This window comes from Candidatus Nitrotoga fabula (genome assembly GCF_905221025.1).
In the GTDB taxonomy this organism is placed as follows: domain Bacteria; phylum Pseudomonadota; class Gammaproteobacteria; order Burkholderiales; family Gallionellaceae; genus Nitrotoga; species Nitrotoga fabula.
Genome location: NZ_CAJNBL010000024.1, coordinates 15,850 through 30,101, shown reverse-complemented (window position 1 = coordinate 30,101; position 14,252 = coordinate 15,850). Strand labels below are relative to the sequence as shown.

The window sequence follows — 14,252 nt, the reverse complement described above, 5'->3', positions numbered from 1 at the left end:
TGCACGATTAGCACCAAGCAAATTTCATTTACCCCTTGCGCAATAAAGCCAATTTGGATCAATATACGCATTTTCCCAGAACAGATACAGCGGCCATGCCGCCGTACGTCATGCAATCTATGTCGCATTTAATGAATACCTATGCACGCCTGCCTGTTTCCTTCACACATGGGAAAGGCGTTTGGCTCTGGGACAGCAATGGCAAGCGCTACCTTGACGCACTTTCCGGCATTGCAGTCAACACGCTTGGACATGCACACCCACGTTTGACCGAAAATCTTGCAAAGCAGGCAAACAAGCTGATACACGTTTCTAACCTGTACCAGGTAAGTGAGCAGGAAATTGCAGCGGAAAAATTATGCACGCTTACCCGCATGCAGCAGGCTTTTTTTTGCAATTCCGGCTGCGAGGCCAATGAAGCCGCGATCAAACTGGCCCGTCTGTATGGTCATCAGCAAGACATTGATAATCCAGCGATTATTGTAATGGAGAAGGCATTCCATGGCCGTACCCTGGCGACACTGTCCGCTACCGGCAACCGCAAGGTACAGGCAGGGTTTGAGCCGCTGGTAAAGGGATTTGTTCGCGTTCCCTATAATGACCTGGATGCCGTGCAACAGGTCGCAGAGCACAATCACGATGTCATTGCAGTGCTGGTTGAACCCATCCAGGGAGAAGGCGGAATTCGCACCCTGGATATCCATTATCTTGAAAATCTGCGGAAAATCTGTGACCAATACAACTGGCTGTTAATGCTGGATGAAGTGCAATGCGGTATTGGCCGCACCGGAAAATGGTTCGCCCACCAGCATACAGGCATCCTTCCTGATGTGATGACACTGGCTAAGGGGATCGGCTCAGGCATACCGGTAGGCGTTTGCCTTGCCGCCGGCAAGGCAGCAAACATCTTTAAGCCGGGTAACCATGGCTCCACTTTCGGCGGCAACCCGCTGGCATGCGTAGCCGTACAAACGACACTGACAGTCATGGAGCAGGATCAATTGATCCAAAATGCTGCCACGGTCGGAGAGTTTTTACTGAGGAATTTACGCTCACGCCTGGCTTCCGTCGCGGGCGTGGTTGAAATCCGGGGACAAGGACTGATGATCGGCATTGAGCTGAACCGGAACTGCCTGGAACTTGTCAGACATGCCCTGGATGAAGGTCTCCTGATCAATGTCACCGACGAAAAAGTCATCCGGCTTTTGCCTGCAATCATATTTACTCCCGATGAGGCGCAGCAACTTCTGGACAAACTATGTCCACTGATCATTAATTTTCTGGCGCAAGGCTCATAACGTGAGTATTCAACATTTTCTTCAATTTAAAGACCTTTCCCGCGAAGAACTCGAACATATATTCAATCGCGCGGGGATTATCAAAAAGCGCTACAAAACCTATCTGCCCTATCACCCCTTGATCGACCGGACCCTGGTGATGATTTTCGAGAAAAGTTCCACGCGAACGCGCCTTTCGTTTGAAGCGGGCATGCAGCAACTCGGCGGAAACGCAATTTACCTCAATACTCGCGATTCACAGCTAGGACGAGGAGAACCCGTAGAAGATGCAGCACAAGTGATCTCTCGCATGAGTGACCTGGTCATGATCCGAACCTTCGAACAGGAGATTATCGAACGTTTTGCCGCAAATTCAAGGGTACCCGTTATTAACGGTTTGACCAACGAATACCATCCTTGCCAGATTCTGGCTGACATTTACACCTATATAGAGCAGCGCGGCTCTATTCAGGGAAAAACTGTTGCCTGGATCGGGGATTCCAACAATGTATGCAACACTTGGTTGCAGGCAGCAGAAGTATTTGATTTTAACGTCCATGTCTCGACCCCGCCTGGCTACGAAGTTGAACCGGAGCGTGCCGGATTATTCGGCGAAGATCATTATGAAGAATTCCCTGACCCGATGGACGCTGCACGTAACGCCGACCTGGTTACCACCGATGTCTGGACCAGCATGGGTTTCGAACGCGAAAATGACGCACGGCGCAAAGCGTTTGCTGACTGGATCGTGGATAAGGAAATGATGTCCGTCGCCAGTAAGGATGCGCTGTTCATGCATTGCCTCCCGGCACATCGCGGCGAGGAGGTAGACGCCGCCGTAATCGACGGCCCGCAGAGTGCAGTATGGGATGAGGCGGAGAACCGTTTGCATGTACAGAAGGCACTGATGGAATATCTGTTGCTAGGCACTATTGACACCTGAGCAGCATCTTGCTTCAAGTCCGTTAAAAATTTTTAAAACCCAACCATACATTTCTTTGCATCAGAAATTCTCTACATCCCATAATAATAATTCCCATAGGCATCATAAATGACGATTAAGTACCCGATATGACCAGTCACAGTTCCAATTGGGAATGAACAAATCTTCTTTGATAATTCATACCGAGAAAATAGAAATGATCGAAAATAAAAAAGTTGTCCTCGCATATTCTGGCGGACTGGATACTTCTGTAATCCTGAAATGGTTGCAGGACACCTATCAGTACGAAGTAGTAACCTTCACTGCCGACATCGGTCAGGGAGAAGAACTTGAATCCGCGCGGAACAAAGCCTTACAGTTCGGGATCAAGCCAGAGAATATTTTTATTGACGATCTGCGTGAAGAATTCGTGCGCGATTTTGTATTCCCAATGTTCCGCGCCAATACTGTATATGAAGGAGAATATCTGCTCGGTACCTCGATCGCACGACCGTTGATCGCCAAGCGCCAGATTGAAATCGCCAGACAAACTAACGCTGGGGCAGTGTCGCACGGGGCAACCGGTAAAGGCAACGATCAGGTCCGGTTCGAATTGGGGTATTATGCGCTTAACCCTAACATTCGGGTAATCGCCCCATGGCGCGAGTGGGATTTGCTTTCCCGTGAAAAGCTGATGACCTATGCAGACAAGCATAACATCCCCGTAGATATGAAGCATAAACAGGGTGGGTCACCTTACTCAATGGATGCTAATCTGCTGCATATCAGCTATGAAGGAAGACATCTCGAAAATCCCTCTGCCGAGGCAGAAGAAAGCATGTGGCGCTGGACAGTTTCACCAGAACAAGCCCCAGATGAAGTTGAATATCTGGATATTGAATTTGAGCGCGGCGATATAGTCAGCCTCAATGGGTCTCGCCTTACCCCTGCCCAAATACTGACCAGGCTCAACCAACTAGGAGGTAAGCACGGTATTGGCCGTCTTGATCTCGTAGAGAACCGCTACGTGGGCATGAAATCTCGTGGCTGTTATGAAACCCCGGGCGGCACAATCATGCTCAAAGCACATCGTGCAATAGAATCCATCACGCTGGATCGCGAAGTTGCCCATCTTAAGGACGACTTGATGCCACGCTATGCCAGCATGATCTACAACGGTTATTGGTGGAGTCCGGAGCGCATCTCCCTGCAAACCCTGATTGATCAGACGCAGCAAAAAGTAAACGGCTGGGTACGGGTTAAGCTGTACAAAGGAAACGTCATCGTAGTTGGTCGAGACTCCAGGACAGATTCGCTATTCGACCCGGGCATTGCCACCTTTGAAGATGACAAAGGAGCCTATGACCAGAAGGATGCCGCAGGGTTTATTAAGCTGAATGCCCTCAGAATGCGCATTGCAGCAAAAAAAGGACAATAATTGAACGGCAACAACGTGCTACAGACCACACAAAATCGTTGAACACTTGCCATATAACATCATTCAATATTAATTTTCATTAAATCCAGGTCAATATTGGCTTGCTCATAATTTTCCAGTATGCAAGCCGGGAAACGACACTATCATCACCTATCAGGAGCATCCATGTCCAAATTTGATAACGTAAGCGTCATAAAACAGGCCAACGTGTTTTTTGACGGGAAATGTGTATCCCATACCGTGCTTTTCCCGGATGGAAAGCGAAAAACCGTAGGCGTCATCATGCCAGGCAGCCAGCTCACTTTTAATGTTGGCTCTCCAGAGCTTATGGAAATAACCAGCGGCACTTGCCATGTCAGACTAACGGGCGAAACAAACGCGAAAGCCTATACTGCCGGTATGCAGTTTAGCGTGCCTGCCAATAGCAGCTTTGAAATACATACACAGGATACCGTCCATTACGTTTGCAGTTTTGAATAATCAGGCACCTTCGTTCTAAAACGGTCCCTTGAATTAAACCGCCTTTCCCTCTGGAAAGAATTACCCCAAAATGCATCATTAAGGAGACCTCCCATGCCATCATTCGACATCGTATCCGAGGTTGATAAGACGGAAGTTAAAAATGCCGTCGAACAGACCAACAAGGAAGTAAGCACACGTTTTGATTTCAAAGGGTCAGACGCAAGAGTGGAGCAAGCAGACCTGGCTCTTACGGTGCATGCTGACAATGAATTTCAATTAAATCAGGTGCAGGATATCCTCAATGCAAAACTGACCAAACGTGGAGTGGATATTAAATGCCTGGACATAAGTGACAGAATTGAAAAAGTTAGCGGCAACAAGATTAAACGCTCCTGCACGGTCAAAACAGGAGTAGAAGTTGAACTGGCAAAAAAAATTGTCAAATTCATTAAAGATAGCAAGATGAAAGTGCAGGGCAGCATACAGGGAGATACAGTACGGGTATCTGGTAATAAACGTGATGACCTGCAAACGGCCATCCAGTTAATCCGTCAACACATTACGGACTTCCCTCTGCAATTCCAGAATTTCCGGGAGTAGGAAAATCTAGTCCCATTGCTAGATCATAAATCCAGTACGATTTTTACTGGCATATTCGTCTTGTTTGACCATAATATAGTAATTGGCAAACCTGAGTTCCCTGAGAGTCCTTTTTTATCCCTGTGATTGAGCCAACCTGACATCCTTATACGAATAGCGCCTGGCTCATTGATCAATCACTCCGCTAACTGTCCATGATCAAGACACACTCAGGGCTTCCACCGATTTCCATTATTATCCAAGTAAATAGCTTTATAGCAGGCATGTAGTCAGTGCCATAAAAAGCCAGGACCAGCGACCATGTTTTAAATCATTAACACATTCTAAATATTTCTTGCTGTCAGTTTTGCTTGTACCCTCGCATATTCCGGTCTGAACCAGGTAACACCAAACGAGTTTTTTCACTTCGTCTATAATTGGTTCACAGGTTCCAGCCGGGGCAAAATGAAACCACTCCTAAAATATAGTTTATGGTCAGCAGGTGTAGCCATTGCCTTGGTAGTGGCTGCCATAATTTATATCACAACCACTTTTGATCCTAACAATTTTAAGACTCATATCATCCAACTGGTAAAAGAAAAGCAGCAGCGTACCCTGAAACTGGATGACGATATTCGGCTAGTTCTCTTTCCTCAGGCAGGCATCGAAATTAACAAGGCATCATTATCGGAATTTCAGCAGGACAGACAATTTATGTACATTGAGAACGCGCGCATCTCACTGGCACTCCTACCTCTTTTATCAAAAAAAATAATCATCGATGAAATATATCTTAAGGGTTTAAAAATCAATTTAATACAATTTAAGAATGGCAAAACCAATATTGATGACTTATTAAATCTAATCAGGAGCGATGACAAGCAATCTTCACCGGATTTCGAAATTGGTTCATTGAACATACAAGAATCTCAATTAAGTTTCTTCAATGAAAAGACGGACGGACATTACCTACTAAGCAAACTCAATTGTAGTACCAGCCGTATCACTAATAATAGTCCAATAAAAATCAATTACTCTTCAGTAATTGATTCTACAAAACCTAAACTAAAATTTGTCGCACAAATAACTTCCACATTGACTTTCGACCTACTGAAAAACAGTATCCAGATAGCCGAAACAACATTGCATGCCACAGGCACTGCATTCGAAGCCGGAAATCTGGAAATTTTTGCCAAAGGTAAAGCCCATGCAAATTTTGAAAAACAAAAATTTTCTACAAACGACCTGACAGTTACAGTTTCTGGTGAATATAACAAAAACGGCTTCAATGCAAAACTGGACATGCCTGAATTAAACCTGACCCAGAATACCTTTATGGCTGACAGGACAACATTGACAACACGGATAAATGGTCCGCCCGGAAAAATTGACACCCATCTGACCATGCTGGATCTGTTCGGCAATTTTCAATTTTTTAAGGGCAGCACACTTCAAATGAAACTAGATTGGGAAAGTCCCGGACAAGTCATGAAGTTGACGCTTGACTCACCTGTAATCTGCAGCCCCGTCCAGCAGCTATTCAGCCTTCCCAAACTTAAAATCGCAGCAAATGTAGCTGGGAACCTGATCCCAGAAAAATCAATCAATGCTAGATTAAACGGGAAAATGCAGGCAGACGGTCTACACCAGGTTCTCCAGGCTAATTTCAAGGGAGATATACAGCACAGCCAGTTTAAAACTGCATTCGCAATAAATGGCTTCCAAAATCCCGCCATCCGTTTCGCCATGGAGATTGACCAACTAGATGCAAACTTATATTTACCCCGAGATACAGCCGGGAAATCCACTACCACGACTGAGAAAACCTTTGACTTATCGGCCATGAAAAATCTTAAACTTGACGGCAAAGTACGAATCGGTTCACTTGGAATCGCCAATACGCAGCTTTCCCAGGTACGCCTCGACATACAGGCAGCGAATGGTCAGCTGAACATCATCCCTTTACCTGCAAATTCCAATAATATTCCCATTAACTGATATTGTAGAACATAGGAAAGTTGCTCATTTCAGCGAAGATTTTCACTCCATCCATTACCTGGAATGAAGAAGGAACATATCTGAACACTACGATATCAAAGAACAGTACATTGCATGCCCAGGAGTAAAGTCGTAAGAAAATCAATGCGTACAAAGATCTGTAGCGATAATTGATGGCGGGAAGACATACAATAGGCAATGCCTTCTCACCAATATTTTAAAAGGATCTTCAATCAGATTGAATTTCCCAAAAGAAAACAGTCTTATGATATTTGACTATTTTATAGCTGCATCTCCGCTTGATTCAATTTAACCATCTTGATTTCAAGCGGAGAATGAAACTCCTTATACTTTTAAATTCCATTTATGACCAAATTCATCATTACCCGTTTCAACCCGTTCAATCTTGCCTGGCATATGAGGGGTTGCAGGTGCACGCTCATCAAGAACAGGGCCCTGTTTGGTCAGGGTAAATATTACTGGCTCAGGTTTATCGTCCTGGTGGGGTGAATATAGCAGCGGACCATATGCATAATTATCAGGATTCAGGAATCGGGCTTCATCCCCGTCCTTCAGCATCTTAAGGTATTGATTTCTAGCTTCCCAGCTTGGCTGCGTATCCTCATTCTGCTTGACCTCTGTGCTGCTGGAAATAATAAAGCCATCCCCTTCCACTTGGCCAAGTGCCTTGAGGGCATTTTCACAATACTCATATCTGCCTTCCTGATTCAATCGCGCCAGGGCATCGATAGAGCAGTGGTGAGGCGCAAGCAAAATATGCCAGCCGAGCTTATCCGCATTGTCTTTATAATTTTCCCAGACACGGTCCCAAACATCTACGTTCGCATCCCCTCCCAGCAAAATACGGTTCGCGCCACCGAACACCTTAATAGTCCAGCGTATAATCAGACTACTATTGTTTATTTCAGTAATATCCGTAGCGGATATTACATTTTCCCGCTCTTGTTGGACTGGAGAAATTACATGTGCTTCAATGTTCCGGGAAAAATTCTTGATTAATCCAGATCCAGATGATGGCGCAGCAAGTATGGTAATCCTGTTACCATTCATCCCCCCTGCTTCGGTACCCTGAAGATCCAGCCTGCGCTTGATTTCCTGAAAAACGGGTTTCGATTGATCAGTTGCATATTTTGGATCCGCAAACAGAGGGTTGATCCACATCTCTTCGATAAGGATTAACTTGTCATCTTCCCTCGGCCGATCTTCAAAATCGGCAGGATCCCCCTGATAAAAAAGCTTTTCGAAACCCGTAAGATTCGCCTTGTCCGGATGGGTCAAAACCAACAGGGATAACCGATACTCCCGATTACTCCGATAGCTGGACTGATAACAGGCATACTGAAGATCAAGAGCAAAATCGTAGTAAACCCACTCAAACGGCTGTTCAGCCTCCTCGGCACCAAGTGTGGCAGCATTTCCAATCATGCCGTTAACATCAACAGAACTTCTGAAACGGTCAGTATGCCGTTCACATCGATAGTTTACGTCAGTAAGTATCGTCTTATCATTCGCTTCGATTAGAATGGTATCTCCATTTCCGACCGGGAAGAAAGTAACACGGTTTATTGACATTATTTGCTTTCCTCTTTAATGGATTTAATTTACTAAAATAGCTGGGTATTATACTTGGTTTATTTAAAAAACATGAGAATATAAAATCCAGATACAGACCTGTTGCCTATGCCAATCCGTTCAGTTTTTGAATTGCATCATTTTACACTCACACAATATCGAACAATCCCCCATAACAGTGCAAATTTTGAAAAACCAATCCCACACGTCTGCCTAGCTGTAAGCCTTTCTTAATATAAGAATAAACTGGCCGCAAAAAATGGAAGTAATTTGCATGCCGCCTGACATATCACTCTCTAGCCAGGATTGCCTAGGGAAATAATTCAGCGTTAGAAAACAAGGCGCCTCCCTGATCTTTTTTAGACAAGATAGGCTCTTGCTGACTAAGGCGCCAATCTATCGCCAATTCCGGATCATTCCACAGAATCGTACGCTCAAATTCCGGAGCCCAATAATTGGTTGTCTTATATAAAAATTCCGCATACTCACTCAGAACAACAAATCCATGGGCAAAGCCTTCCGGCACCCAAAGCATTTTCTTGTTTTCTGCAGAAAGTATTTCTCCCACCCACGAGCCAAAGGTAGGGGAGGATTTACGAATATCCACAGCCACATCCAACACTTTTCCTGCCACAACTCGAACTAGTTTTCCCTGGGGTTGCTTGATTTGATAATGCAACCCTCTTAGCACGTACTGAGCCGACTTCGAATGATTGTCCTGAACAAACTTAACCTTTGTCCCAACCAGGTTTTCAAAAACCTTTTGATTGAAACTTTCGAAAAAAAAACCACGTTCATCACCAAATATCCTGGGTTCAACAATCAAGACATCGGGTATTGCCGTTTGGGTTGCGTGCATCTCTAATATACTTTCTCTTTGCGAATATCCAGAAGATACTGACCATAACCATTTTTGGTCAATGGCCTTGCCAATTGCTCCAATTGTTCTGTTGTAATATAACCTCGGCGATATGCAACTTCTTCCGGGCAGGCAATTTTCAAACCTTGACGCTTCTCCAGGGTCTGAATAAACAGTGAGGCCTCCAGCAAGGAATCATGTGTACCAGTATCCAGCCATGCATTGCCACGCCCCATCACCTGCACGTCCAGCTTCCCACTTTCAAGATAAATCTGGTTAACCGTAGTTATTTCCAATTCCCCCCGCATGGATGGCTTAACCGATTTGGCAATTTCAACAACATGGTTATCATAAAAATAAAGACCTGTTACCGCATAGTTGGATTTGGGCTTTACCGGTTTTTCTTCCAGACTGATTGCACGGCCAGAAGGATCAAATTCTACTACTCCGTAGCGCTCTGGATCATTGACATGATAGGCAAATATGGTGCCTCCTTCCAGTTTGGATCTAGCCGCCGAAAGACTTTTCTCAAGGTCATGCCCATAAAAAATATTATCCCCAAGTACCAATGAGCAAGAGTCATTTCCAATAAAATTGGCACCAATAATAAATGCCTGTGCAAGCCCTTCAGGCGATGGTTGAATTGCATAGGAAAAATTCATTCCCCACTGCGAGCCTTCCCCAAGCAACTGTTCAAAACGTGATATATCCTGTGGCGTAGAAATTATCAAGACATCCTGAATTCCGGCGAGCATCAGCGTAGTTAGTGGATAATAAATCATCGGCTTGTCATATACAGGCAACAATTGCTTGGAAATGGTTTGAGTCGCCGGATAAAGCCGGGTACCCGAGCCTCCTGCAAGTATAATGCCCTTCATGATAATCTCCTGTCACCGTAATTCTTCTGGATCCATGTCTGGTATTCCCCGCTGATTACAGCATCAACCCAGTCCGTATTTGCCCAATACCATCCCACGGTTTTGCGCAAACCCGATTCAAAGGTTTCCTGTGGCTTCCAGCCTAGTTCGTGAGCAATTTTGCTGGCATCAATTGCATAGCGATGGTCATGACCCGGCCTATCCTGAACATAAGTGATAAGCGATGCATGCGGCGCACCCTGTGGACAGATCTCATCCATAATTGTACAGATCAGGTACACCACTTCCAGATTGGTTTTTTCATTCCCTCCACCGATATTATAAACTTCCCCTATCCGCCCCCGGTCTAGCACAAGACGTAGCGCCCGTGCATGATCATCCACATATAACCAGTCACGAATGTTATCGCCCTTGCCATAAACCGGCAGAGGCTTCCCGTTGCGGGCATTCAAAATCATCAGTGGAATCAACTTTTCCGGAAAATGGTAGGGGCCATAGTTGTTGGAGCAGTTCGTTGTAACTACAGGTAATCCGAAAGTGTGATGCCATGCGCGCACCAGATGGTCTGAAGACGCCTTGCTTGCTGAATATGGAGAATTTGGCTGATAAGCGGTATCTTCCCTAAAAAATCCGGTTGCACCCAGAGAGCCATATACCTCATCGGTGGAAACATGGTGAAAACGGAAATTGCTTTTGCATCCAGGAGAAAGCTTGCCCCAATATTCCCGCACCACTTCCAGAAGAGTGTACGTTCCAATGATATTGGTTTGCATAAATGTTGCCGGGCCAGCAATAGACCGATCGACATGAGTTTCCGCTGCCAAGTGCATCACAGCATCCGGCTGGTGTTCATGAAATATGCGCGCCATTGCCTCAGCGTTGCAAATATCCACGCATTCGAAGTAATAGCGGGAACTATCGGCAACTGATTTTAAGGATTGCAAATTACCAGCATAGGTCAGCTTGTCAACATTGATAACGACATCATTGGTTTCCATGATCAATTGACGGATAACCGCAGACCCAATAAATCCAGCACCGCCGGTAATAAGTATTTTTTTCATGGAGATTCAGAATTAATTTATGTTGTACAACTTTGCTTGATTTAAATGGAATGTTTATCCAGAAAACAGGCTACATTTTGAATTGCCTTCTTTGTTGCACCACGATGCATGTGGACAAAGTTTTTTCCAGCCTGACCCATTGATATCAGGAGTTCTGAATTTGCAAGCAAATTTTGTAAATTTTGAGCCAGCTCTGCTACATTCTGTATGCGTACAGCTGCGCCACTTTCTACTGCCAACTGGCTAGCTTGCTCGAAATTGTATGTGTAAGGACCAATTATTACCGGCTTACCCAAAACGCAAGCTTCAATCAGATTTTGGCCTCCAAATGGTAATAAACTTCCTCCAATGAAAGCAAGGTCACAAGCCGTATAATAGGCAGTGAGCTCCCCCATGCTGTCACCCAGTACCACATGGGTATCAGGCAAAATCGGACCGCCCTGACTTTTGCGCTGAAAACGCACCCCTTGCTGAGCGCACATATCGGCTACAGTATCAAAACGTTGCGGATGTCGCGGGACGATGACTACCAGCAAGTCAGGTATCCGGACTTGCTGAAGCATCGAAAGCAAGAGCGCTTCTTCTCCCTCGCGCGTACTTGCTGCAAGAAAAATTTTCCTTTTTTCCCCGAACAGGGTACGCAAATCAGCACCGCATTGCTGCATTGCAGAAGACGGGTGCACATCAAACTTAAGATTGCCCATGACCGATACATTGTTTGCACCCAGAGCAGAAAAACGTGACGCATCCGCTTCGCTTTGAGCAGAAATGCAGCTTAGCTCACTTAAACCTGATCGTGTTAAATTTGGGTAGCGAGCATATCTCGCTGCAGATTTTTCAGACAACCTTGCATTAAGCAGCAGCAGGGGAATATGCATTGTGTGACAAAAATGAATCAAGTTAAACCAGACTTCGGTTTCCATCAATATCCCGATATCCGGGCGAAAATGTTTCAAGAAACGCTTGACCGCAAATGAATAATCATATGGTAAATATACCCGCAGTACGTCACTGCCATACAGCTGTTCGCTGGCAAAGCGTCCAGTTGGGGTAGTATGAGTGAACAACAGCTGATACTTCGGGTATTTTTCCCGCAAACACTGAACCAAACTGGCCACTGCACGGGTTTCTCCAACAGATACTGCATGTAGCCAGATTAATGGTTTTTCATTGCAAGCAGAATAACACCCAAAACGCTCACCGATATGCTGCAGATATTCCGGCTGCTTGCGCCCGCGCCACAGTAGATGGAAAAATACATACGGCAACAAGAACCACAGCAAAAAAGCATAAATTCGACGAGGACTAAGCATAATTTTGCCGAACGTCATGCGACTGAAATCAAGGAAGCCAACAATAAGAGATTTGACAAACTATTTAATAATGAAAAGGCAGAGGACATCTCACGAAATCAATCGCGTTTGTAATCATCGTCAAATCGCACGATATCATCTTCCCCCAGATATGAACCTGACTGAATTTCAATCAGATAAAGTGATCCTGCGCCGATATTTTCCAAACGATGCTTCATGCCCAGGGGAATATAAGTTGATTGGTCCTCCTGCAGCAACAAAATTTCATCCCCACGCGTGACTTTAGCATAGCCTGATACCACTACCCAATGTTCGGCGCGGTACTGATGCTTTTGCAAAGACAATTTTGCCCCAGGTTTCACCATAATACGCTTAGCCTGGAATCGTTCCCCCATATCAATGCCTTCATAATAACCCCAGGGACGATAAACTCTACGATGCTCCAAATGTTCGGTACGCTCTGCTTGTTTAAGGTATTCCACGGTATGTTTTACATCCTGCGCAAAACCCTTATTCATCACCAATACGGCATCCGCAGTTTCCACAATAATCAGATCATGCACACCAATCGTTGCCACCATCCGACTTTCGGCACGAACATAGGAATTTGCAGTTTCTGCTGCATAAACATCACCCCGCAGAACATTACCTTTTCTATCCTGGTCCAATATTTGATGCAGCGATGACCATGAACCAATATCATTCCAGCCAATATCCACCGTAACCACTGCTGCGGCCCTGGTATGCTCCATAACAGCATAATCAATAGATTCAGATGGACAAGCGACGAAATCCTGTTCGCTCAGGCGGCAAAAATCCATATCATGCTTGCTGTTTTTCCAGGCATGCTTTACTGCGCTATATATATCAGGGCGATAACAATGCAACTCTTTCAGGTAATTAGATGCTCTGAATACAAACATGCCACTGTTCCAGAAGTAATTTCCTGATTCTACAAACCTCTTGGCCATCTCCATATCCGGCTTTTCTACAAAACTTGCCACTTCAAATCTGTTCCCGTCCAATCCCAACCTATCTCCAAGCTTGATATACCCAAATCCTGTAGCCGGGTCTCTTGGAGCAATGCCAAAAGTCACCAGCCATTTTTGCTGCGCCAAAACAGAAGCCGATTGAATTGCAGCGTGAAACGCTGAAACATTTTGAATTAAATGATCTGCGGGCAACACCAGTAAAGTCGCTTGGTCATCCTGCTCCTGTGCAGCAAATGCTGCAATAGCAGCAGCAGGCGCTGTATTGCGACCTGATGGCTCAAGCACCTGTAATAGCGGATTAACGTTAACAGCACGCAATTGTTCCGCGACCAGAAATCGGTGCTCGTTATTGCAGATTACAAAAGGTGCAGCTACGTCAGCACAACCTTTGAGACGTAATAATGTTTCCTGAAATAAGGTATATTCTGAAATCAGGGGCAGAAACTGCTTGGGCAAGGCCGCACGGGATAAAGGCCACAATCGAGTGCCTGACCCTCCTGATAATATGACTGGATAAAGCATAGTGATATCCAACAATAAAACGACATATTTTTCTCGAACACATTGCTGAATTATAATCTGCAACACAAGCGCTACTGACCTACCGAGAACTGGTGGTCTTATGTCCTGCGCCATTTATATACCAGGTCGTTGCTTTTAACAATTTCTGCCATTGTAAAAACATCATCCATGTGGCTCTTGGCCATGAATGGGAATCTACACTTTTTACATAATGACCCATGCCTGATTAAAAGTAAATCTACAAGGCAGATCGCCTCTTAAGAATTCATATAACATATTGATTTTTTGTGATTACATATAAAAACAAACCAGTAATTACAGGCAATTGACGGCACTTAATTCTGCAATACAATTG

Annotated in this window: 12 protein-coding genes; 6 read left to right on the top strand and 6 right to left on the bottom strand. The window is 45.0% G+C overall.

Translation table 11 applies throughout. The annotated features are described in order from the left end of the window. The first annotated feature begins 119 nt into the window (after positions 1-119). The 6 genes from KJA68_RS06225 to KJA68_RS06200 all read left to right on the top strand — a co-directional run bounded on the left by KJA68_RS06225 (position 120) and on the right by KJA68_RS06200 (position 6,676). Positions 120-1,298, top strand: coding sequence for an aspartate aminotransferase family protein (locus KJA68_RS06225; protein WP_213036080.1), 1,179 nt, complete (start codon positions 120-122; stop codon positions 1,296-1,298). A gap of 1 nt (position 1,299) precedes the next feature. Further along, complete coding sequence (argF, locus tag KJA68_RS06220; protein WP_213036079.1) at positions 1,300-2,220, top strand: ornithine carbamoyltransferase; 921 nt, start codon at positions 1,300-1,302, stop codon at positions 2,218-2,220. A 196-nt stretch (positions 2,221-2,416) separates the two neighbouring features. After that, positions 2,417-3,637, top strand: coding sequence for an argininosuccinate synthase (locus tag KJA68_RS06215; RefSeq protein ID WP_213036078.1), 1,221 nt, complete (start codon positions 2,417-2,419; stop codon positions 3,635-3,637). Positions 3,638-3,802: 165 nt separating this feature from the next. Further along, the gene (gene ppnP / locus KJA68_RS06210; protein ID WP_213036077.1) at positions 3,803-4,117 is read left to right on the top strand and encodes a pyrimidine/purine nucleoside phosphorylase; all 315 of its coding nucleotides are present in this window, start codon (positions 3,803-3,805) and stop codon (positions 4,115-4,117) included. A gap of 93 nt (positions 4,118-4,210) precedes the next feature. After that, a complete protein-coding gene (locus KJA68_RS06205; protein ID WP_213036076.1) occupies positions 4,211-4,699 on the top strand; it encodes a YajQ family cyclic di-GMP-binding protein in 489 nt (162 codons plus the stop codon). A gap of 444 nt (positions 4,700-5,143) precedes the next feature. After that, a complete protein-coding gene (locus KJA68_RS06200; protein WP_213036075.1) occupies positions 5,144-6,676 on the top strand; it encodes an AsmA family protein in 1,533 nt (510 codons plus the stop codon). Positions 6,677-7,021: 345 nt separating this feature from the next. Here KJA68_RS06200 and KJA68_RS06195 read toward each other — a convergent pair whose 3' ends face one another. The 6 genes from KJA68_RS06195 to KJA68_RS06170 form a co-directional block, all read right to left on the bottom strand. After that, positions 7,022-8,269 (bottom strand): ComEC/Rec2 family competence protein, encoded by a 1,248-nt coding sequence (locus KJA68_RS06195; RefSeq protein ID WP_213036074.1) that lies wholly within the window; start codon positions 8,267-8,269, stop codon positions 7,022-7,024. 310 nt (positions 8,270-8,579) lie between these two features. Next, positions 8,580-9,128, bottom strand: a complete 549-nt coding sequence (gene rfbC, locus KJA68_RS06190; RefSeq protein ID WP_213036073.1) for a dTDP-4-dehydrorhamnose 3,5-epimerase — start codon at positions 9,126-9,128, stop codon at positions 8,580-8,582. A gap of 2 nt (positions 9,129-9,130) precedes the next feature. Further along, positions 9,131-10,006, bottom strand: coding sequence for a glucose-1-phosphate thymidylyltransferase RfbA (gene rfbA / locus KJA68_RS06185; RefSeq protein WP_213036072.1), 876 nt, complete (start codon positions 10,004-10,006; stop codon positions 9,131-9,133). Continuing rightward, positions 10,003-11,070 (bottom strand): dTDP-glucose 4,6-dehydratase, encoded by a 1,068-nt coding sequence (gene rfbB, locus KJA68_RS06180; protein WP_213036071.1) that lies wholly within the window; start codon positions 11,068-11,070, stop codon positions 10,003-10,005. Before rfbB ends, rfbA begins: the two co-directional genes overlap by 4 nt. Before the next feature lie 41 nt (positions 11,071-11,111). Further along, positions 11,112-12,383, bottom strand: a complete 1,272-nt coding sequence (gene waaA / locus KJA68_RS06175) for a lipid IV(A) 3-deoxy-D-manno-octulosonic acid transferase (protein WP_213036070.1) — start codon at positions 12,381-12,383, stop codon at positions 11,112-11,114. 98 nt (positions 12,384-12,481) lie between these two features. Further along, complete coding sequence (locus KJA68_RS06170; RefSeq protein ID WP_213036069.1) at positions 12,482-13,897, bottom strand: mannose-1-phosphate guanylyltransferase/mannose-6-phosphate isomerase; 1,416 nt, start codon at positions 13,895-13,897, stop codon at positions 12,482-12,484. Between the last annotated feature and the right edge of the window lie 355 nt (positions 13,898-14,252).

Bases quoted from the DNA above. Each gene is read 5' to 3' on its own strand.
- waaA (WP_213036070.1), bottom strand. From the start codon at position 12,383: ATGCTTAGTCCTCGTCGAATTTATGCTTTTTTGCTGTGGTTCTTGTTG.
- rfbB (WP_213036071.1), bottom strand. From the start codon at position 11,070: ATGAAAAAAATACTTATTACCGGCGGTGCTGGATTTATTGGGTCTGCG.
- KJA68_RS06205 (WP_213036076.1), top strand. From the start codon at position 4,211: ATGCCATCATTCGACATCGTATCCGAGGTTGATAAGACGGAAGTTAAA.
- rfbA (WP_213036072.1), bottom strand. From the start codon at position 10,006: ATGAAGGGCATTATACTTGCAGGAGGCTCGGGTACCCGGCTTTATCCG.
- KJA68_RS06195 (WP_213036074.1), bottom strand. From the start codon at position 8,269: ATGTCAATAAACCGTGTTACTTTCTTCCCGGTCGGAAATGGAGATACC.
- KJA68_RS06170 (WP_213036069.1), bottom strand. From the start codon at position 13,897: ATGCTTTATCCAGTCATATTATCAGGAGGGTCAGGCACTCGATTGTGG.
- KJA68_RS06200 (WP_213036075.1), top strand. From the start codon at position 5,144: ATGAAACCACTCCTAAAATATAGTTTATGGTCAGCAGGTGTAGCCATT.
- KJA68_RS06215 (WP_213036078.1), top strand. From the start codon at position 2,417: ATGATCGAAAATAAAAAAGTTGTCCTCGCATATTCTGGCGGACTGGAT.
- KJA68_RS06225 (WP_213036080.1), top strand. From the start codon at position 120: ATGTCGCATTTAATGAATACCTATGCACGCCTGCCTGTTTCCTTCACA.
- ppnP (WP_213036077.1), top strand. From the start codon at position 3,803: ATGTCCAAATTTGATAACGTAAGCGTCATAAAACAGGCCAACGTGTTT.
- rfbC (WP_213036073.1), bottom strand. From the start codon at position 9,128: ATGCACGCAACCCAAACGGCAATACCCGATGTCTTGATTGTTGAACCC.